The organism is Streptomyces sp. NPDC001401, from assembly GCF_042895385.1.
In the GTDB taxonomy this organism is placed as follows: Bacteria; Actinomycetota; Actinomycetes; order Streptomycetales; family Streptomycetaceae; genus Streptomyces.
Genome location: NZ_JBIAWI010000018.1, coordinates 143,768 through 163,195, shown reverse-complemented (window position 1 = coordinate 163,195; position 19,428 = coordinate 143,768). Strand labels below are relative to the sequence as shown.

Here is a 19,428-nt window from a genome sequence, read left to right as displayed (position 1 = left end):
GCGGGTCACGAGGTCGCAACCGCTCGGCATGCGCGCGGCGCATACAGGCATCACGTCTTTCTATTTTCCAACCATGCCCATCAGCACCCACGATGCTGAGGACGTGAGTCGACCTCTAGCCGACGGGATCCCCCATCCATGCAGCGCTACGAGTTGTTCGTCGACGGAGAGAACCGCGAGGCGGCCGGCGGTGAATGGTTCCCCACCGACAACCCTTACCTGGGCACCCCGTGGGCCGAGATCGCCAAGGCCACGCCCCAGGACGTCGACGACGCGGTCCGCGCCGCACAACACGCCCTGCACACCGGCCCCTGGGCCGAACTGACCGCCAGCGCCCGCGGCGCCCTGCTGCGCCGGCTCGGCGACGCCATCGCCGCGAACGCCCGGCACCTGGCCGAACTTGAAGTCCGTGACAACGGCAAGCTGTTCACGGAGATGCACGGGCAAGTCGCCTACATCCCACAGTGGTTCCACTACTACGGCGGGCTCGCCGACAAGGTCGAGGGCACCGTCCCGCCGCTGGACAAGAAGGGCTACTTCGCCTTCACGAAAAAGGAGCCGGTCGGGGTCGTCGCCGTCATCACGCCCTGGAACTCCCCGCTCCTGCTCTTGGCCTGGAAGATCGCTCCGGCCCTCGCCGCGGGCTGCACGGTGGTGGTGAAACCGTCGGAGTTCACCTCCGCCTCCACTCTCGAACTGGCCCGGCTCTTCCACGATGCGGGGCTGCCGCCCGGCGTGTTCAACGTCGTCACCGGTTTCGGCCACGACGTCGGCACGGCACTCGTCGAGCACCCACTGGTCCGCAAGATCAGCTTCACCGGCTCGGACGCCACGGGCCGTCGTATCAACGAGGCCGCCGCCCGCGACTTCAAGCACGTCAGCCTCGAACTCGGCGGCAAGTCCCCCAACGTCGTCTTCGCCGACGCCGACCTCGATGCCGCGGTCAACGGCGCCGTCTCCGGCATCTTCGCCGCCACCGGGCAGACCTGCATCGCCGGCTCCCGGCTGCTGGTGCAGGAGAATGTGCACGACGAAGTCGTGGACAGGCTCGTGGAGTTGGCGCGTACCGCACGCATGGGCGATCCCATGGACGAGGCCACCCAGGTCGGCCCCATCACCACCCCCCACCCAGTACGCCAAGGTCCTCGACTACATCGACATCGCCCGGCAGGAGGGCGCCCGACTCGTCCTCGGGGGCAAGGCCGCCGACCGTGGCGGCTGGTTCGTCGAACCCACCGTCTTCACCGGCGTGAGCAACGGCATGCGCATCGCCCAGGAAGAGATCTTCGGCCCCGTCCTGTCCGTCATCCCCTTCAAGGACGAGGACGAAGCAGTGGAGATCGCCAACGACAGCCGCTACGGCCTCGGCGCCGGCGTGTGGACCAGCGACATCGGCCGCGCCTTCCGCATGGCCGACCGCATCCGCTCCGGCACCGTCTGGGTCAACACCTACCGCGCGGTCAGCTACCTGGCTCCCTTCGGCGGCTTCAAGGACTCCGGCCTCGGCCGCGAGAACGGCATCGCCGCCCTCACCTCCTACCTGGAGGACAAGACCGTCTGGATCAACACCGGCGCCCCCACCGGCAACCCCTTCGTCCTGCGCTGAGAGAACCCGTGGCGGCCGACAAAGACAGCGGGACACAAGGACACAAGGACACAAGGACACAAGGACACAAGGACACAAGGACACAAGGACACAAGGACCGTAGGACAGCAGGACGATGCAGCCCACTCCGCCCCCACTCGACGCATACGTGGAGTCCTGGACTCCCGGGCCGGTCACCGACGAGGACCCCCTCGCCACCGGGCCGGTAGCCGCCCTCTCGGCGGTCCTGGACCTGCCCGGCCCGGTCGCGAAGGCCGGGGATCTGCTCCCCCCGCTGTGGCACTGGCTGTACTTCCTCAGCTGGCCCGCCGGGCGGGATCTCGGCGCCGACGGACACCCCCTCGACGGCCACTTCCTGCCGCCCGTCCCGCAGCGGCAGCGCATGTGGGCGGGAGGCCGCTGCGAGATCACCCGGCCACTGTGCCTGGGCGAGCCGGCCGAGCGCGTCAGCAGCCTCGCCTCGGTGACCGCCAAGCAGGGCCGCACCGCAGAGATGCTCTTCGTCACCGAACGCCGTGAGTTCCGCCAGCACGGCCGCGTCTGCCTGGTGGAGGAACAGGACATCGTCTACCGGTCCGGGCGCACGGCGGGACAGCACCCGGCCGCCCTCGACCCATCCGCCTTCCCCCACTCCGACAGCCCTTGGCAGCTTCAGCTGCGCCCGGATCCCGCCCTGCTGTTCCGGTTCAGCGCCCTGACCGCGAACGCCCACCGCATCCACTACGACGCCCCGTACTGCCGGGACGAGGAGGGTTACCCCGGAGTCGTCGTCCACGGCCCCCTGCTCGCCCTGCTCATGCTCGAACTGCCCCGGCGCCATGCCCCCGACCGGCCCGTGCGCTCACTGTCCTACCGGCTCCGGCGGCCGGTGTTCGCCGGCGAACACCTCATCGCCTGCGGCACCCCCGCGGACGGCCGCACCGAACTGCACGTCGCCACCCACCGGGAGGACCGGCACGCCACCGCCGAGGTGACCTTCGCATGACCGCACCCCACGACCGGATCGCCACCGCGACCAGCCTGCTGTTCGTCCCAGGGCACCGGCCCGACCGCTTCGACAAGGCGGCCTCCTCCGGCGCCGACCTGGTCATCATCGACCTGGAGGACGCCGTCGCCCCCGAGGACAAGGACCGCGCCCGGGACAACGCCACCGCCTGGCTCGCCCTCGGCAACCCGGCGGTCGTACGGATCAACGCACCTGGCACCCCCTGGTCCGAGCGCGACCTCGCCGTGGCCGCCGACCACGGCTGCCCGGTCATGGTGCCCAAGGCCGAGGATCCGACGGTGCTGGCGGAACTTGCCGCCCGTACGGCCGGACGGTGCTCTCTCGTGGCGCTCGTCGAGACGGCCCTCGGCGTCGAGCGGGCCCGTGAGGTGTGCGCCACCCCCGGTGTCGTCCGGGCGGCCTTCGGCAACGTCGACCTCGCCGCCCAGCTCGGCGTCGCCCACGACGACCACACGGCACTGGCCTACGCCCGCTCCAGGCTGGTCCTCGCCTCGGCCGCCGCCGGCATCAGCCCGCCGATCGACGGCGTCACCACCGCCGTACGGGACGGGGAAGCCCTCGGCTCCGACATCGCCCACGCCCGACGCCTGGGCTTCACCGGCAAGCTGTGCGTCCACCCGTACCAACTCTCGTACGTGACCGACGGATTCGCCCCCACCGCGGACGAACTGCACTGGGCCCGCGCCGTACTCCAGGCCGGTGACTCCGTCACCACCGTCGGCGGCCAGATGGTCGACAGGCCGGTCCTGGAACGCGCACGGCGTCTCCTGGCACTCGCAGCCCGCGCGTAGGGCGTGCGCTCACTCGGCGCTTTGCCTGCGCTGCTCGATGAACGCCTGCAAGGTGTTCAGCCTGTGTTGCCGCGCGTAGCGCTCGACCTTGTCCGGTTCCGCACCCCGTTCGATGAGCGACAGCAACTCCTCGTGCTCCTCGACCGATTGGAGCGAGCGTGCCGGTACGAAGTCGAAGGGGGACCTTCTGATCCGGTCGAGGAGTTGCAGCTGCTTGTCGACCATGTTCAGCAGGTCGGTGTTCGGGCACCTGCTGCGCAGGATGGCGTGGAACTCGCCGTTCAGCCTGGCGAAGCCGACCGGGTCGAAGGATTCGCGGCTCCGGCGCATCTTTTCGTTCACCTCGCGGGCCGCCTCGAGGTCGTCCTCGGTCAGGAGCGGACCGCTGAGCCCGACTGCGGCACCGTCGACCACCGCCAGCGCTTCCGCCGCCGTCTCGTACTTCGTCTCATCGATCGCGACCCGGGCGCCGACGTTCCGCTCGAAGGTGACGTGGCCCTCGGCTTCCAGGAGCCGTACCGCCTCGCGTACCGGGACGGCGCTGACCGAGAACTCACGAGCCAGTTGTTCGAGGACCAGGCGGTACCCCGGGCTGTAGGTGCCGTCCATGATGCGCTCGCGAAGTGCGCGATAGACCAGCTGTGACTTCGACAGGCGGGTCGTTTGTGCATCGGGGGAAGGCATCGGTTCATCCTCGCCGGTGGGTCTGGTCTGGAACGTACACGGGGCACAGCCGGCTGGCAGGCGGGGGACCGGCGTTCCTCAGCATGTCATCCCTCTGCGGGCACGGTGGACCGAGTCCGGCGGGACAGATGGTGATCGCTGTTCTTCGACTGTTCGTAGTGGTCGATCAGCAATGTGTGTCCCAGGTCGTTGCGGTAGTCCCGCCAGACCGAGTGGATGTGGTTGCCGCTGTCGATCGCGTTGTCGAACTCGATGAGCAACGTGTCGGTCTGGATCCGGTAGTAGTGCGACGTTCCGTGCTCCGTCCCGCCTGCCCAACAGAAGAAGATCTTGTCGTCGTTCGTGGCGTCGAGCATGCGCAGATAGGTGTCGGCCAGTTCGTCGGGGATGCGGCCGACGTAGGTCCGGATGAGGTCCTTGACCAGCGTGGCCCCGCGGCTGTCCAGGTCGCATGCGGCCACCCCGCGCGGCCGGTCGGCCTCGAACTTCAGCGCCTCTCGGTCCGCGTCCGAGATGCGGTAGCTCGGGATGCCCAGGTCGACGTGGTCGGGCAGCTCGACGCGGCCGATGCGTGGCACCTGTCGGGTGACGTAGTCGGCGGGCGCCACGTCGTGGATCACCGTCGCCTTGCGGTGGGCGTCCGACATGCCGTGCAGCAGTTCGAAGGCGAGTTCCTCGTCGTCCCTGAGCGGGTGGAAGACACCCGAAGGAACCGGCTGCGCACCCATGTTGCACGGCGTGACCGTCAGATAGCGCTGACCGATGATCGTGTAGCTCAAGGAGAGGTGATGGCCGAGGACTCTCCAGCCCCAGGTGTCCTCGAAGCCTGGGCGGCCGAAGAACGAGAAGGAGTAGTTGTCGGGATCGCGGAAGTCGCCCGCAATGACGCCGAGGCCGCGCTCATGGACCTCCTTCTCACGCAGCATGTTCTCCATGGCCATGATCTGCAGCGCCTGGCTGTAGCCCCGTGTGCTCAGGCCCGAAGCCAGCAGGTGCTGGGCCAGGGTTCGTTGGTGCCCGTGCAGCGCCGACATCGCGATTCCGGTGCGGTCGGGCTTCGGGATGAAGTCCCAGTCGAGGCGCCGGGGATCGGACATGGGATAGGAAGCGATGGCGCGCTGCTCGGGCGTAAGTGAGTTCAAGAGCGCCCACGTGGCGAACAGCATCCGTTTAATGGTGTCGGGGGCCTCGTACGGCGCAGTCACCTGGGCGACTCCTTGGCTTCTCGGGGTTGACATGGTGTCGGTCCTGCAGTCGGGGACGGCTACCCGCGCGGGGTGGGGCCCGTGGCCTGAGGGGCGGGGTGCCCGTACGCCGCAGCCTTCGCGGCCGCGTCGGCCTGTGGAGCCGGCAGCAGCGATCCGACGCGGTAGTCGTCCTTGGCGATCGACGTGCACAGGCGGCCGGTCGACGTGCGAAGTCCGTTCACGTGTGTGGCGGACACTTCGACCTCGACCACATCCCCGGGCTGTGCGGCGGAGGAGCCGGCTGGTGTGCCGGTCAGGATCACGTCACCCGGCTGGAGCGTCATGAACCGTGACAGATCCGCGATCACGTAGCCGAAGTCGAAGAGCATGTCGTCCGCGACTCGCGCGTCCTGCTCCAGCCGACCGTTCAGGTAGGTCTGCAGGTGCAGGCTCGAAGGGTCGAGCTGTGCAGCGTCCAGGACTGCCGGCCCGATCGGGGTGCATCCGTCGAGGCCCTTGGAGTGGACGTTCGACCCGGGGTCGGCATAGCGCAGGTCGTACAGGCCGAAGTCGTTCGCCGCCGTCACCCCGCCGACGTGTCGCCACGCGGTCTCACGGCTGACGCGGTGCGCTTCGGCTCCGATGACGAGGGCGATCTCTCCCTCGAAGGCGAGGAGTTCACAGTCGGCGGGCACGCCGAGCACGGAATCGGAGGGCGCCAGGGTTGAGGGCGCCTTGAGGAAGTACGACGGGAACGCGGGCGTCCTGCCGCGCTGATCAGCGCGACTTCGGTAGTTGAGGTGGACGGCCACCATCTTCGAAGGTCGATCGTGGAGTGGGTTGATCACCAGAGCGTCCTTTCGTCGTCACAGCCACCGAGGGTGGGCCGGTGCACCCGGTCCGCGCCGGACCGTCCCGCTGTCATGCATGGTTTCATATCGTTAATCGTATATGATGTTACCTCGCGATTGGCTGGGAGGGTACATGCTCGAACATGCGCGCATCGAGGAGATCGCCGACGAGTTGGCCAAAGCGGGTCACAGCCGCACGGTGGTGCCACTGCTGGCGGCCCGCAACCCGGGAATGACGATTGAGGACGCCTACGCCGTGCAGGGACTGTGGTCGCGGCGGCGTGAAGAGGAAGGTCACACCATCGTCGGACACAAGATCGGCCTGACGTCCCGGGCGATGCAGGAGGCGACCGGCATCACCGAGCCCGATTACGGCGTCATCTTCGACGACATGGTGCTGGAGAGCGGTGCCGACATCCCGCACGACGCTTTCTCCAACGTGCGAATCGAAGTCGAGCTGGCCTTCGTGCTGAGTCGGCCCCTCACAGGACCGCGCTGCACGGTCTTCGACGTTCTTGCCGCAACCCAGTACGTCGTACCGGCGATCGAGATCCTCAACTCGCACATCGAGCTCGCCGGACGAACCATTGTCGACACGATCAGCGACAACGCGGCCATGGGAGCCATGGTGATCGGTGGTGGTCCCGTACCCGTCGGCGACATCGACCTGCGGCGCGTCGGCGCACTCCTCTACCGCAACCAGACCATCGAGGAGACCGGCCTCGCCGCCGGCGTGCTGGGCAACCCTGCCAACGGAGTCGCGTGGCTGGCGAACAAGCTGTTCCATCACGGCACCACGCTCAGCGCCGGCCACATCGTGCTCTCGGGATCCTTCACCCGTCCCCTGTGGGTCGAGCGCGGTGACACGATCCATGCCGACTACGGAGACCTGGGGGCGGTCACATGCCGCATCGTCTAGACCCGCCCTTCGCTTCGGTGCTCGCCGAGGCGGACCGGACACTGATCGGCATGTGGGTGTGCAGCGGCAGCCCCCTTGTCACCGAGATCTGCGCCGGCAGCGGCCTCGACTGGCTGCTCATCGACACCGAGCACAGTCCCAGCGACCTCATGACGCTGCTGGGCCAGCTGCAAGCCGCCCGCGCCTACCCGGTCACCTCGGTGGTACGGCCCCCCAGTGCCGACCCGGTCACGATCAAGCAGTATCTCGACCTCGGCGTCCAGAACCTGCTGATTCCGATGATCGACGACGGTACGCAAGCCAGGGAAGTGGCACGAGCCGTCACCTATCCACCGGAGGGGATCCGGGGCGTCGCCAGTGCGCTGGCCCGCGGGTCGCGCTGGAACCGGGTGCCGAACTACCTGGGACAGGCCCGGGAAACGGTCTCGCTGTACGTGCAGGTCGAGTCCGACACCGCGGTGAAGAACGTCGCGGAGATCGCCGCCACACCCGGCATCGACGGCATCTTCGTCGGCCCGTCCGATCTGGCGGCATCCATGGGGTTGTTGGGCCAGCAGGATCACCCGGATGTCATACACGCAGTCACCACCTGCATCACGGCGGCGAGGCGTGCGGGAAGCAAGGTCGGCGTGAACGCGTTCGCCCCGGCCCTCGCCCAGCGGTACATCGAAGCGGGCGCCGACTTCATCCTCGTCGGCGCCGACGTCGACCTGCTGGCGCGGGGCAGTGAGCGGTTGATGTCCGCCTACACGGGAGGAGGCACGTCGTGAACGGGGGAAACCGAGTCGCGAAGGGCACCCGAGCCATGTTGGACGCCGAAGTGCGGGACAAGTTGATGCACACCGCCGTTGCCACCATCAGCGGGGAACTGCGCCGGCGGGGCTACCCGGACATGTCCATCGACGGCGTTCACTCCCGCTTGCCGGGCAGCAAGCTCGTCGGCCCTGCGCGAACGCTCCGCTTCGTCGCCTACCGGCCCGACCTCTCCGATGAGTACGGATCCGGTTACAACGCCCAGAAACAAGCCTTCGACGATCTCCAGGCCGGCGACGTGCTGGTGATCGAGGCGCGCCAGGATCCTTCCACGGGGACGTTCGGCGATGTTCTCGCCCTGCGCGCCAAGGTGCTCGGGGCTGCCGGGATCGTCAGCGACGGGGGCGTTCGGGACTCGGCCGCCGTCGCCGGCATCGGCCTTCCCACCTTCACCCAGTCGGTTCACCCCGCGGTCCTCGGCCACCGTCATGTCCCCTGGGAGATGGACACCACGATCACGTGCGGGGGAGTGGCGGTCCAGCCCGGGGACATCGTGGTCGGAGACGACGATGGTGTCGTCGTCATCCCCGCACACCTCGTTGTAGAGGTGGCCGACGCCGCGGCCGACCAGGAGAAACAGGACGCCTGGGTGGCGCAGCGGATCGCGGAAGGGAATCCCGTCGAGGGGCTGTTCCCTCCTACTGGTCGCTGGAAGCAGGAGTTCGACACGTGGCGCGAGAGTCACTGACGATGCCGGGCAGCCGGCGACGCTGACTGCCCATCCCGAGCTGGTGGCTTCACACGTGCTTCCGGCCCGCCATGGGATGCGGGCCGGAAGATGTGTCGTACGGCGGTGTCAACCCTGGAAGTGACGCTGGAGGCCGTCCCAGACCGCGTCGTAGTCCTCCTGGAGCGTCGGCAGCGCCAGGGCGGCGGCGGTCGGGATGACGGGCAGTCGGGTCTCGAACAGGAACGTGAGACCGTTGTCGATCTTGCGCGGCTTGAGCTCCGCCGTGCTGGCGGTCTCGTAGGTCTCACGGTCGGGGCCGTGCGAGGCGAAGCAGTTGTGCAGGCTGGCGCCGCCGGGGAGGAAGCCCTCGGCCTTTGCGTCGTAGGTGCCGTGCACGAGCCCCACGAACTCGCTCATGACGTTGCGGTGGAACCACGGTGGACGGAAGGTGTTCTCGGCGACGAGCCAGCGGTCCGGGAAGATCGCGAAGTCGGCGTTCGCCGTCCCGGGGATTCCGCTGGGCGAGGTCAGCACGGTGTAGATCGACGGGTCCGGATGGTCGAACGAGATCGTGCCGATCACCATGAAGTTGCTCAGGTCGTACTTGTAGGGCGCAAGGCTGCCGTGCCATCCGACGACGTCGAGGGGGGAGTGGCCGTAGTCGGAGACCCACAGGTTGCCGAGGTACTTGTTGAAGACCTGTACCTCCTCGTCCCGGTCCTCGAAGGCCGCCGTCGGGTACAGGAAGTCCCGGTGATTGGCCAGGCCGTTGGCACCGATCGGGCCGAGTTCGGGCAGCCTGAAGATCTGGCCGTAGTTCTCCAGGACGTACCCGCGAGCCACACCGTCGGGCAGCTCCACCTTGAAGCGGAGGCCGCGGGGGAGGACGAGGATCTCGCCGGGAGAGACCGCGAGGATGCCGAGTTCCGTGGCGACGCGCAGACCGCCCTGCTGCGGGACGATCAGCATCTCACCGTCGCTGTTGACGAAGTACTCGCGCTCCATAGACCTGGCTGCGGCGTACATGTGGATGGCGACACCCGACTGCGCGCGAACATCGCCGTTGCCGCCGATGGTGAACAGCGACTCGACGAACGTCCTCGGCTCGGCGGGGAATTCGTAAGGGTCCCACCGCAGGCGGTTGGGTGCGGGGGCGGCGTTCGCGATCGGGCTCGCCGTCAGGCCGCCGGCATCGACCTGCCGGAACGGGGAGTGCTTCGCGGACGGTCGGATGCGGTAGACCCACGTACGCACGTTGTCCTGGCGCGGTGCCGTGAACGAGGTGCCGCTCAGCTGCTCGGCGTAGAGGCCCAGCGGTGCCTTCTGCGGGCTGTTGCGGCCCTGCGGGAGGGCCCCCGGGACGGCTTCGGTGATGTGCTGGTTGCCGAAACCCGAGAGATACGCGAGGTCGCGGGCGGAAGCCGGTGCGGTGATGTCGGTGAGTGACCTGTCAACTGTGGTCATGAGTACCTCCGTTAGGTGTTCGGGGCCTGGGACGGGCTCAGGTCGCTTCCAGGACGCTGACGTAGTTGGCCACCGCGAGTCCGCCCATGTTGTGCACGGCGGCGCGACGCGCTCCCGGCAGCTGCATGTCACCGGCGGTGCCGGAGAGTTGCATCGCGGCCATCACGTGCTGGGAGACGCCGGTGGCGCCGACCGGGTGGCCCTTGCTCTTCAACCCGCCGGAGAGGTTCACCGGCAGGCTGCCGCCCCGGAAGACGGTGCCCTCGTCGAGCGCGACGCGCCCCTTCCCCCGAGGTGCGATCCCGAGCACCTCGTACATCACCAACTCGGCGATGGTGAAGCAGTCGTGCAGCTCGATCAGGTCGAGGTCACCGAGTTCCACGCCGGCCATGCCTTTCGCGCGGTTCCAGGCGGCGGCGCTGCCGGCGAACTCGACCGGGTCGCGTTTGCCGGCGGGCAGGAAGTCGTTCGCCTGGCCGAAGCCGATCAGCCGGACCGGGCTGTGGGCCGCGCCGCCGCTCGGCGCGGTCGTGAGGACGAGGGCAGCCGCGCCGTCGGAGACCGGCGAGCAGTCGGTGCGCCTCAAGGGACCGGCGACGACAGGGTTCTTGGGTGACGTCGTGGCGCAGAACTCGGGGGTGAGCTCCTTGTGGAGGTGGGCCCACGGATTGGCCAGGCCGTTGTGGTGGTTCTTCGCGGCGATCTGTCCGAGTACGTCGTCCAAGGCGCCGTAACGCTGCTGATAGGCCTCGGCGACCTTCGCGAACAGCCCGGAGAATCCCGTGCGGGACTCCTGGCCGGCAAGCTCGTAGTCGGCCCCGAGCAGGGCGGCGCCGACCTGCTCCGCCGGGGCGTGGGACATCTTCTCGGCGCCGATCACCAGGACGGTCCGGGCGGTGCCTGCGAGGAGGGACCTGACACCGCCGTGGACGGCCGCCGAGCCTGATGCGCAGGCGTTCTCGACGCGGGTGGCCGGTACGCCGAACAGGTTGTCGGAGATCTGGAGAGCCAGGGACGAGGCGAAGGCCAGTGGCCACAGGCCCGAGTTGAACTGGCCGAACCAGATCTCGTCGACGTCCCCGGCGTCGATCCCCGCGGCGGCGATCGCGTCGCGGGCGGCGGTGACGACGAGGTCTTCGAGGGACTGGTCGCGCAGTGAGCCGAAGCGCGTGTGCCCCCAACCGGAGATGACGATGTCGGTTCCGAAGGTCTGGGCGAGAGTCATCAGGCAGCCGCCTCGTACGCGGAGCCGACGGTGAACTCGGCCTCGGTGGTGGCACGGAGCTCGTCGACCGTCACCCCCGGGGCGGTCCGGGCCAGCACCAGGCCGCCCTCGACGACGTCGAAGACGGCGAGGTCGGTGATGACACGGTCCACGACGCCGACACCGGTCAGCGGGAGGGTGCACTCGCGGACGATCTTGGAGGATCCGTCCTTGGCGAGGTGGGTCGTCAGGGCAATCACGCGGCGGGCCCCGGCGACCAGATCCATCGCTCCGCCCATGCCCTTGACGACGGATCCCGGAATGCTCCAGTTGGCGAGGTCTCCGGAGCCGGAGACCTGCATGGCTCCCAGGATCGTCAGGTCGACGTGCCCGCCGCGGATCATCGCGAAGGAGGCGGCCGAGTCGAAGATGCTGCCGCCGGGCAGCACGGTGACCGTCTGCTTGCCCGCGTTGATCAAGTCGGCGTCCTCGTCCCCCTCGTAGGGGAACGGGCCCATGCCCAGGAGGCCGTTCTCACTCTGGAGGGTGACCTTCACGCCCTCGGGGAGGTGGTTGGCGACCAGGGTGGGGATGCCGATGCCGAGGTTGACGTAGGCACCGTCTCTCAGTTCGGAAGCGGCGATGGCGGCCATCTCGTCGCGGGACCATGTCATGACAGCTCCTCTTCTTCGCACGCGGCTCTCCTTCTACGGCTTGCGCGGTATGCGCTCACGCGGGCGTCTCGGTGCGCTGCCGCGTAGTGCGCTGCTCGATGTGCTTGGCCCGGCTCGACGTCCGTACGACGCGCTGCACGTAGATGCTCGGCGTGACCACGTGGTCGGGATGGATCCCGCCCTCGTCGACGACCTCGTCGACCTCGGCCACGGTGACCCGGCCGACCGTCGCGACGACCGGGTTGAAGTTGCGGGCGGTGTAGCGGTAGACGAGGTTGCCGGCGGTGTCCGCGCGGTGGGCGCGCACCAGCGCGAGGTCGGCGACCAGGCCCCGTTCGAGCACGTACTCGACTCCGTCGAAGACCTCGGTCTTCTTGCCTGCCGCGACCTCGGTGCCGACTCCCGTGCGGGTGTAGAAGGCGGGGATCCCGGCGCCGCCCGCACGGAGCCGTTCGGCCAGGGTGCCCTGGGGGTTGAACTCCACCTCGAGCACCCCGTCGAGGTACTGCTGGGCGAAGAGCTTGTTCTCACCCACGTAGGAGGCGATGACCTTGCGGACCTGACCGCCCTCGATGAGCACGCCGAGGCCGATCCCGTCCACCCCCATGTTGTTGGAGATGACGGTGAGATCCCGGACGCCCGACGCCCGGACCGCCGCGATCAGGTCGTCAGGTATGCCGCTCAGGCCGAACCCGCCTACGGCCAGGGTCATCCCGTCGGACAGCAGATCGCGCAGCGCCTCGGTGGCGGTGGGGTGAATGACAGCCATGTCGGTTCCTTTCACGGCCGGTTCGTCGGCAGAGCGGGAGGGACGGGGGAGTTGAGGATCGGCTTGGGCGAAGGGGGAGACATCTCAGCGGTTCTGGCGAAGTCCGGCGCGGTACCGCGCCCCATAAGGGGCGCGGGGCTGTATCGATATACGGCTCCGCCGCGATGGGGGTCCCCCCGCTCGAGCGAAGCCGAGAGTGGGGGAGCGACCAGCCCCCACTGGCCCGTGGATTTGGCACCGTTCTTCCAGCGGAGCGCTCAGTGCCGTTCGACGACCGGCTCGGACGCGAGAACCTCTCCCCGCAGGCACAGCTCCTCCACCAGCCCGAGGGCCGCGCCTTGAGAGGTGGCCGTGCCATAGACGTAACGGTCCGGCCGGACCACCGCCCAGGAGATCCCCAGCCGGGAGGCCCAGTCCACGAGGGTGCCGTCGAGGTCGACCACGTCCGCCACCTCGGCGTCCCCCGCCCTGGTCGCCGTACGGCCGTTCTCGCCACCGGTCGATCTCCTGACGGCCACGTGTCGGGCACCGAGTGCTCGGCACGCGCTCTCGAAGAACCGCCCGGAGTCGTCGCCTGCGCCGGCCCGGGAGGCGTTGTCGTTCTCGATGCTCACTACGGCGAACCAGTCGCCCAGTACCTCGTCGAGGCGGACCCGGTCACCGCTCGCGTCCCTCACCCACGGCTGGGGGAACTGGGTGCCGGCCGCCACGTTCGGCGGCGACGCGATCAGCCCTGCCGACAACGGCGGGATGACCTGCTGCCGTGTGGGGTCCGGACGCAGTCGTCGTGCCTCACGGAGCCGGGTGTCCCGAGCCCTCGCGCGGTCCGGATCGAGTTCGCCGATGATTTCGCCGAACGACTTCGCGAGCCCGACGACCTCAGCCACGTGCGGACGCATTTCGGCCTCGTAGGTGTCCAGCACCTGTTCGGGCCAGCCGCGCTTGGCGACGGCGTCGAGTTTCCAGGCGAGCCCGGCCGCGTCCCGGATACCGGCGCACATGCCCTGCCCGAGGAAGGGCGGCATCTGATGAGCCGCGTCGCCGGCGAGCAGGATGCGTCCGCGCCGCCAGTTGTCGACGACCAGGGCGTGGAACCTGTAGACAGCGACCCGCGCGATCTCGAGCGCGTCGACATCGACGAAGTGGGACAGGACCCTTCTCAGCACGGCCTGGTCCTTGAAGTCCTGGGGGTCTTCCGACGGAAGCACCTTGATCTCCCAGCGCCGGAGCGAGCCCGGTCCGATGATGAAGGTGCCCGGCCGGGAGGGCTGGCAGTACTGCGTGGCCCTGGAGGGAAGGTCGGTGTCGGCGACGAGGTTGGTGTCGACGATCACCCACCACTCGTCGAAGTCGAGATCGGTGATCGTGGGTTGGACGAGTGAGCGGGTCCGGCTCCTCGCGCCGTCGCAGCCGACCAGGAACTCCGCCTCGACCTGTTCCGTCTCTCCGTCGCGATCCAGGACGACCACGACGGAGTCCGCGTTCTCGGCCGCGTCGACCAGCGAGGTCCCCGGTCGTTGTTCGACGTTCGGGTAGCGCTCCAGCTCCCGCCTCAACCGGGCTTCGAGCCGCGGCTGGTAGAAGAGGAAGTTGGCTTCCCAACCGAGCGGGTTCGGAGGCGGAGCCGGGTAGAACGTCTTGATGAGCTCACCGTCGACACCGAGGTAGTCCGATCCCGGGTGAGGGATGCACTCCTGGGCGACCTCATCGGCGACGCCGATGGCCTGGAAGGTTCTCATCACCTCGTGATCGGCGGTGATTGCCCGGGGCAGTGGGTAGACCTCGTGCGCGGGGTCCGCGATCAGGACCCTCCACCCTCTGCGCGCGAGGAGGTTGGCGAGAGTGACCCCGGTCGGGCCCATGCCCGCGATCACCGCGTCGTACCGCTTCATCGCCGCTCGCCCGCGGGCTCGCCCGTCTTGTTCAGCGCCGTGATGCGGTGCTCGAGCGGGCCGAAGACCGACTCTCCGTCGGAGAAGGCCTCCATTTCGAGCACGTCGCCATGAAGGAGCCAGGGGGTGCGTACGGCGCCGTAGGTCGCGGTCTCCCAGATGCGCACCTCGGCGAGACATCCGTGCCCGCTCTCGGCGCCTTCGTTGGAGACCGCGCCCGCGCCGAGGATGGTGCCCGCGGCGAGGTCGCGCGTACGAGCGGCGTGAGCGATGAACTGCGGGTACGTGAAGTACATGCCGGTGCCCGAGTCGGGTTCGCCGACGATCGATCCGTTGCGGCTGGTCCGCACCCGCAGGTGGACGCGCTCACCGTCCCACTTGCCGCCGAGCTCGTCGGGGGTCACCGCCGCGACGGCGAACCCGTTGGTCGGCTTCGCCTGGAGGAACCCGAAGCCCTTGGGAAGCTCGCTCTGCGTCAGGGTCCGCAGCGTGTAGTCGTTGAGCAGGACGAACAGCTTGATGTGGGCCGCCGCCTCCTCGACGGTGGTGCCCATCGGGACGTCGTCGAGCACGACCGCGATCTCGGCCTCGTAGTCGAGACCGAGCTCCTCCTCGGGGATCACCATCTCGTCCCGGGCCTTGAGGAAACGGTCGGACAGGCCCTGGTACATCAGGGGCTCCGTCTCCCAGTTCGGCGGCATTTCCGCCCCTCGAGCGGCCCGCGCTTTGCGCATGTGGTCGAGGTAGCCGGAGCCGTCGAGGAACTGGTGGCTCCTGGGAAGCGGACTTGCCATCTCGAGGTCGGCGACGCGCAGGGCGCCGGTGACGCCGTCCCCGTCTAGAGCCTCGCTCAGCTTCCGCAGCGGCTCCTCCACCTCGGTCCAGTTCTCGAGCGCGGCCTGGAGCGTCGAGGCGATCCCGGTCGCCGGTACGGCACGGGTCAGTGTGCGATCGAGGACGACGAGAGTGCCGTCACGGCCTCCTTCAACCAAACTGCCCAGCTTCACTGTGCGGTCCTTCCCAGTCGGTCGGCTATGGGCCCATTGAAGAGTCAGGCCGCACCACTGTCAGGAGCCGATTCCGTTTATCGGAATGGAAATTCTTTTGCCTTTAGCGGCTGACAGCCGGAGTTGTCGGCGATCCTTGACTTCGGATGTCCACGGGATCCACTATCCGGACTATGCCGCCGACAGGAGCCGTGGGCTCGCTCAAGCGTGGAGTCGTCGTACTGAAGGCTCTGGCGAGCGCCGGCCCCGGCGGTCTCGCTCTGACTCAGATCGCGGCGCGGTGCGGCCTGCCTCATTCGTCCGCGCACCGGGTCCTGAGTCAGCTCCGGGAAGCTCATCTGGTGCATCAGGACGCCCCCGACGGTGCTTACTCGCTCGGGCCGCTTGCCTTCGAACTCGGCGTCGCCGCCGCCCAGCAGTTCGACATCCGGGGCCGCAGCCGGCCCGCCCTGATCTCACTCGCGACCGAACTGGGCGACACCGTCTTCCTCATGATGCGCAGCGGGTCGGAGGCGGTCTGTCTCGAAGTGGAAAGCGGCCCGGCGCCCATTCAGGTCGTCACCCTGCGCATCGGCAGCCGCCGTCCGCTCGGTGTGGGCGCTGCCGGTCTGGCCATTCTTGCGGCCATCGAGCAACCGGAACGCGACGACGTGCTGAGCGACGTCCTGGGACCGGTCGAGCTCGACTGGGGCATCACCCCGCAGACTCTCGACGAGCTCATCGCCCAGACGCGACGCCAGGGCTTCTCCCACATCGAGGACCAGATCACGCCCGGCGTCGCCGGGGTGGGCATGCCCATCCTCGACCTGTTCGGACAACCGATCGGCAGCGTCGGTGTCGCGGCACCGGTCAGTCGCATGCCGACGGCCCGGGTGCGGGACGTGGCGGACGCCTTGGGACGCGCCGTCGGCCACATCCAGAATCGGCTCTTCGTACTCGGGCCCCGGGGCGGGCCGAGTCGAGGGTCTCCCTGAGATGTCGACGGACGCTGACGTAGCCGGCCCGTAGCCTCGTCCGTCCCCGGTTCTCGAGCCGGCGCACGTGTCGTGTCCTCTCGGAGAAGAGTCAGCGGCATCGCCGAAACACGCCGGGTACGGGTCGGTGCGGAGACCCGTACCCGGCGGACCTGCTGCCCGAGGATCGACTGTGCCCCGCGAGGAAGCCCTGTTCCAGCGCCGAAGCGGGATCGGCGTCTCGACGTCACCGTGGTTCAAAGCTGGTACGGCCCGAATCGACCCCACGCGACCGCGATCAGCAAGGCGATGAAGTGGAGGTTCACGGCAGCCTTGGCGGTTTCGGAGCGACGGAGGTGGACTACGGACCCGCCTCCGGCCAATGCGACACCGCCGAGAGCGGCCCAGGGAACCAGTTCCGGCGCGATACCGGTGACACCCGGGAGGATCAGACCGAGGCCTACCAGCACGTCAAGCAGCCCAATGACCTTCACGGAGTTGTCGGAGAACTCTTCGACCCAGCCGAAGGCGGTTCGGGCGAGCTCCGCTCTGTCGCGCACGATCTTCATGGCTCCGAATGCGACAAATGAGGCGGCAAGGTAGGACTGGAAAACCCACAGCAGCACATTCACGAGGACCTCAAGGGGGTAAGCGCCGGCAGTCAGCCACCAGCGCGACGACTTGTTGGAAGTGGGGCAACCGGCACTTGAGTGATGCCGGCGCGACCCGACAGGGCGCTCCGAACCGGTCGTTGTGCCTTGCTACGGCACTCAGTCGTTCAGCCGTACGGTGACGAGGACGCGCCCCTTGGCGTCTCGTCCGGCGACGGCATGGCCTTCTCGGTTCGCCCCGTCCAGCTCGAGCGACATCGGGCCACCGTCCCCCGTGAAGTTGCGCCACCAGTTCTTGGCGTCCGGGAAGGCGACGGTGATTGTGATGACCTCTGCGCTGCGCCGGTAGGCCACCGTCGTGCTGAACGATCGTCCCGACCGGCGCCCCGTGTACGTCACGACCGTGAGATGGCGAGAGACGAACCGTCCCCACCGCCGTGAGGAACGGAGTTTCACCACCCCCGTGTTGAAACCGCCGACCACTCGGCGCGTCAGCGCCCCACCGTTTCGCATGGTGTCTCCCGGGTTCGATTCCCGATCACGACTCCGGATGCTTGCCACCCAGAGCCCGAGCACCGCCCACCTGACAGCCCCCGAACGGGCAACTGGGCAGCTTCGGGCGGAAATTGACGAGAGGATTTCCACCACCGCATCCACGAACAGGTCAGCCGGCTCGGTCCGATCGAGTTCGTGGAGGTGCCGGGGTCGGTGGACGGCGGGGTGTTCAGCCCCGCATGTTCCAGACGAGCGGCGCCTTGTGGATCCATGTGCCCTGCTCGACGGTGTCCAGGAGGAAGCCGGCGAGGTCGGCGCGGTTGAGCCGCGTGCCCGGCTTCTCGGTCCCGGCCTCGGCGGCCCGCACCGGAGTGACGACGGGCCCGTCGGCGAGGAGGACGGCCCGGACGAGGGTCCAGTCGGTGTCGGAGGCGCGTACCACCTCGTCCACACCGTCGTGGTCGTCGAAGCTGGCCTTGAGGTTGGAGAGCTTGACGAGGGCCTTGAAGACCGGGTTGAGAGCGGCCCGGCCGTCCCCGGAGTTCTGCGTGGAGGTGACGACGATGCGGCGGAGGTTCTGCTCGCTCATCACCGTGAGGGTGTTGCAGGTGGCGTCGGTCATGAACATGGGCGGGCTGACGGGCTTGGCCCAGGGGTTGTCGGAGGCACGGGAGTTGTTGAGCGCGGTGATCACCGCCTCGCTGCCCTGGGCGGCCTTGCGGAGGTCGTCGATGTTCGACGGCGTGCCCTGGATCAGCTCGACGCCGTGCGGGGCCTGGACCGCGTCGGGCTGGCGCACCAGCGCGCGGACACGGTGGCCGCGTGCGACAGCCTGAGTGAGCACATGGCGTCCGGTGCGGCCACTGCCGCCGAGAACGAGCAGGTCGGTCATGGTGTCACCTTGGTGGAGAGGGCAGACACCCCATGCCGTTTCGGTGTCGATCGGCAGGGGCCGTGGACTCGGTGCGACCAGGCGCATCGGGGACGGGCGCGGAAACCACGGGCGGAGATCGGTAAGGCCGACGGCCATGGTGCCCGGGTGGGGCGCCTCGGCTCGGATCTCTGCCCGCACGGCGAACGCCAGTTCCGACTGTCTGTGCGTAACGCCATGATGGGTCAGTATCGTTGGCCGTACAAAACGCACATCGATGTGCGTGCCGGAGAGGAATGTGCGCCATGGAGGACACAGTCGGATCAGGCGCCGTCGCAGGCCGCGGGTCCTGCACGGTCCCCGCCGAGCACATGGAATTCATCCGCCAGGTGCTGGATCGCGTCGGCGACAAATGGAGCCTGCTGATCATCGTCGGCCTGGAGGACGGCCCCCTGCGCTACACCGACCTGCAGCGAAACGTTCCGGGCATCTCGCAGCGCATGCTCAGTCTCACCCTGCGTCAGCTCCAGCAGGACGGGCTGGTGACACGTACCGCCTATGCGGAGGTGCCACCGCGCGTGGAGTACGCGCTCACCCCCCTCAGCCGCGGCCTGCACGAGATCGTCAAGCAGCTGTTCGGCTGGGCCGCCGACCACCACGAGGAGATCCGGGCACACCGGGCCCGAGCCGCCGCCGAGGACGCTGCGGCCTCGCGTTGACCAGGGATTCCCTGAGCATCTGCGGCACTCCGCAGCAGGCTCGGTCGGTGAGCGTGCGCGCAGTTCTCTCGCGATGGCTTCGACGCCGGAGCGCCCCCCCGACGAGGCGGGAGATGTCGCGACCGCTCGTCATCACAGTCGGCGGCAGTCACCAGGCTGTGCGGGGCGTACGGGGTGTTCCGTAGGCGAATTCTGGTGGGGCGTCCTGGCTCATGGCCTCTGTGGACGCCCCACACGGATGC

At 68.4% G+C, this 19,428-nt stretch carries 20 protein-coding genes and 1 pseudogene; 9 read left to right on the top strand and 12 right to left on the bottom strand.

The annotated features are described in order from the left end of the window. Window positions 1-138: 138 nt before the first annotated feature. From ACFY10_RS42265 to ACFY10_RS42250, 4 genes and pseudogenes are all read left to right on the top strand, one after another. Window positions 139-1,065, top strand: a pseudogene (locus ACFY10_RS42265) (aldehyde dehydrogenase family protein); the annotation flags it as partial. Further along, the gene (locus ACFY10_RS42260) at window positions 1,022-1,606 is read left to right on the top strand and encodes an aldehyde dehydrogenase family protein (protein ID WP_390670647.1); all 585 of its coding nucleotides are present in this window, start codon (window positions 1,022-1,024) and stop codon (window positions 1,604-1,606) included. The pseudogene ACFY10_RS42265 and the gene ACFY10_RS42260, both read left to right, overlap by 44 nt. 115 nt (window positions 1,607-1,721) lie before the next feature. Continuing rightward, window positions 1,722-2,591, top strand: coding sequence for a hypothetical protein (locus ACFY10_RS42255; RefSeq protein WP_390670645.1), 870 nt, complete (start codon window positions 1,722-1,724; stop codon window positions 2,589-2,591). Then, a complete protein-coding gene (locus tag ACFY10_RS42250) occupies window positions 2,588-3,403 on the top strand; it encodes an HpcH/HpaI aldolase/citrate lyase family protein (RefSeq protein ID WP_390670644.1) in 816 nt (271 codons plus the stop codon). Before ACFY10_RS42255 ends, ACFY10_RS42250 begins: the two co-directional genes overlap by 4 nt. Window positions 3,404-3,412: 9 nt before the next feature. Here ACFY10_RS42250 and ACFY10_RS42245 read toward each other — a convergent pair whose 3' ends face one another. The 3 genes from ACFY10_RS42245 to ACFY10_RS42235 all read right to left on the bottom strand — a co-directional run bounded on the left by ACFY10_RS42245 (window position 3,413) and on the right by ACFY10_RS42235 (window position 6,122). After that, window positions 3,413-4,087, bottom strand: coding sequence for a GntR family transcriptional regulator (locus ACFY10_RS42245; protein WP_390670643.1), 675 nt, complete (start codon window positions 4,085-4,087; stop codon window positions 3,413-3,415). 86 nt (window positions 4,088-4,173) lie between these two features. Then, window positions 4,174-5,292, bottom strand: coding sequence for a DUF3500 domain-containing protein (locus ACFY10_RS42240; protein WP_390670642.1), 1,119 nt, complete (start codon window positions 5,290-5,292; stop codon window positions 4,174-4,176). Between the two features lie 59 nt (window positions 5,293-5,351). Then, entirely contained in the window at window positions 5,352-6,122 is a 771-nt protein-coding gene (locus ACFY10_RS42235) for a fumarylacetoacetate hydrolase family protein (RefSeq protein WP_390670641.1), read from the bottom strand. A gap of 136 nt (window positions 6,123-6,258) precedes the next feature. Between ACFY10_RS42235 and ACFY10_RS42230 the strand changes: the two genes are divergently transcribed. Genes ACFY10_RS42230 through ACFY10_RS42220 form a run of 3 tightly spaced genes read left to right on the top strand, consistent with a single transcriptional unit; the run spans window position 6,259 to window position 8,545 of the window. After that, on the top strand, window positions 6,259-7,044 hold the full coding sequence (locus ACFY10_RS42230) for a fumarylacetoacetate hydrolase family protein (RefSeq protein WP_390670640.1): 786 nt from the start codon (window positions 6,259-6,261) through the stop codon (window positions 7,042-7,044). After that, window positions 7,029-7,814, top strand: a complete 786-nt coding sequence (locus tag ACFY10_RS42225) for an HpcH/HpaI aldolase/citrate lyase family protein (protein WP_390670639.1) — start codon at window positions 7,029-7,031, stop codon at window positions 7,812-7,814. The genes ACFY10_RS42230 and ACFY10_RS42225 overlap by 16 nt, the downstream gene beginning before the upstream one ends. Continuing rightward, a complete protein-coding gene (locus ACFY10_RS42220; protein WP_390670638.1) occupies window positions 7,811-8,545 on the top strand; it encodes a dimethylmenaquinone methyltransferase in 735 nt (244 codons plus the stop codon). Before ACFY10_RS42225 ends, ACFY10_RS42220 begins: the two co-directional genes overlap by 4 nt. Window positions 8,546-8,653: 108 nt before the next feature. On the opposite strand, the gene hmgA is transcribed toward ACFY10_RS42220, so the two are convergent. The 6 genes from hmgA to ACFY10_RS42190 form a co-directional block, all read right to left on the bottom strand. Beyond that, on the bottom strand, window positions 8,654-9,991 hold the full coding sequence (hmgA, locus tag ACFY10_RS42215) for a homogentisate 1,2-dioxygenase (RefSeq protein WP_390670637.1): 1,338 nt from the start codon (window positions 9,989-9,991) through the stop codon (window positions 8,654-8,656). Between the two features lie 37 nt (window positions 9,992-10,028). Further along, the gene (locus ACFY10_RS42210) at window positions 10,029-11,216 is read right to left on the bottom strand and encodes a thiolase domain-containing protein (RefSeq protein WP_390670636.1); all 1,188 of its coding nucleotides are present in this window, start codon (window positions 11,214-11,216) and stop codon (window positions 10,029-10,031) included. Next, the gene (locus tag ACFY10_RS42205) at window positions 11,216-11,869 is read right to left on the bottom strand and encodes a CoA transferase subunit B (protein ID WP_390670635.1); all 654 of its coding nucleotides are present in this window, start codon (window positions 11,867-11,869) and stop codon (window positions 11,216-11,218) included. The genes ACFY10_RS42210 and ACFY10_RS42205 overlap by 1 nt, the downstream gene beginning before the upstream one ends. Window positions 11,870-11,924: 55 nt before the next feature. Further along, window positions 11,925-12,638 carry a CoA transferase subunit A gene (locus ACFY10_RS42200; RefSeq protein WP_390670634.1) on the bottom strand — a complete coding sequence of 238 codons (714 nt, stop codon included), beginning with the start codon at window positions 12,636-12,638 and terminating at the stop codon, window positions 11,925-11,927. A 257-nt stretch (window positions 12,639-12,895) separates the two neighbouring features. Beyond that, window positions 12,896-14,530 carry a bifunctional 3-(3-hydroxy-phenyl)propionate/3-hydroxycinnamic acid hydroxylase gene (locus ACFY10_RS42195; protein WP_390670633.1) on the bottom strand — a complete coding sequence of 545 codons (1,635 nt, stop codon included), beginning with the start codon at window positions 14,528-14,530 and terminating at the stop codon, window positions 12,896-12,898. Continuing rightward, the gene (locus ACFY10_RS42190) at window positions 14,527-15,537 is read right to left on the bottom strand and encodes a fumarylacetoacetate hydrolase family protein (protein WP_390670632.1); all 1,011 of its coding nucleotides are present in this window, start codon (window positions 15,535-15,537) and stop codon (window positions 14,527-14,529) included. Before ACFY10_RS42190 ends, ACFY10_RS42195 begins: the two co-directional genes overlap by 4 nt. Before the next feature lie 173 nt (window positions 15,538-15,710). Here ACFY10_RS42190 and ACFY10_RS42185 point away from each other — a divergent pair, with 173 nt between their 5' ends. After that, entirely contained in the window at window positions 15,711-16,511 is an 801-nt protein-coding gene (locus ACFY10_RS42185) for an IclR family transcriptional regulator (protein ID WP_390670631.1), read from the top strand. 236 nt (window positions 16,512-16,747) lie between these two features. Here ACFY10_RS42185 and ACFY10_RS42180 read toward each other — a convergent pair whose 3' ends face one another. From ACFY10_RS42180 to ACFY10_RS42170, 3 genes are all read right to left on the bottom strand, one after another. Continuing rightward, window positions 16,748-17,122 (bottom strand): DoxX family protein, encoded by a 375-nt coding sequence (locus tag ACFY10_RS42180; protein ID WP_390670630.1) that lies wholly within the window; start codon window positions 17,120-17,122, stop codon window positions 16,748-16,750. Between the two features lie 138 nt (window positions 17,123-17,260). Next, entirely contained in the window at window positions 17,261-17,614 is a 354-nt protein-coding gene (locus tag ACFY10_RS42175; RefSeq protein WP_390670629.1) for a hypothetical protein, read from the bottom strand. Window positions 17,615-17,825: 211 nt separating this feature from the next. After that, the gene (locus ACFY10_RS42170) at window positions 17,826-18,488 is read right to left on the bottom strand and encodes an NAD(P)-dependent oxidoreductase (protein ID WP_390670628.1); all 663 of its coding nucleotides are present in this window, start codon (window positions 18,486-18,488) and stop codon (window positions 17,826-17,828) included. A 284-nt stretch (window positions 18,489-18,772) separates the two neighbouring features. Between ACFY10_RS42170 and ACFY10_RS42165 the strand changes: the two genes are divergently transcribed. Then, entirely contained in the window at window positions 18,773-19,186 is a 414-nt protein-coding gene (locus ACFY10_RS42165; protein ID WP_390670627.1) for a winged helix-turn-helix transcriptional regulator, read from the top strand. Window positions 19,187-19,428 lie beyond the last annotated feature (242 nt).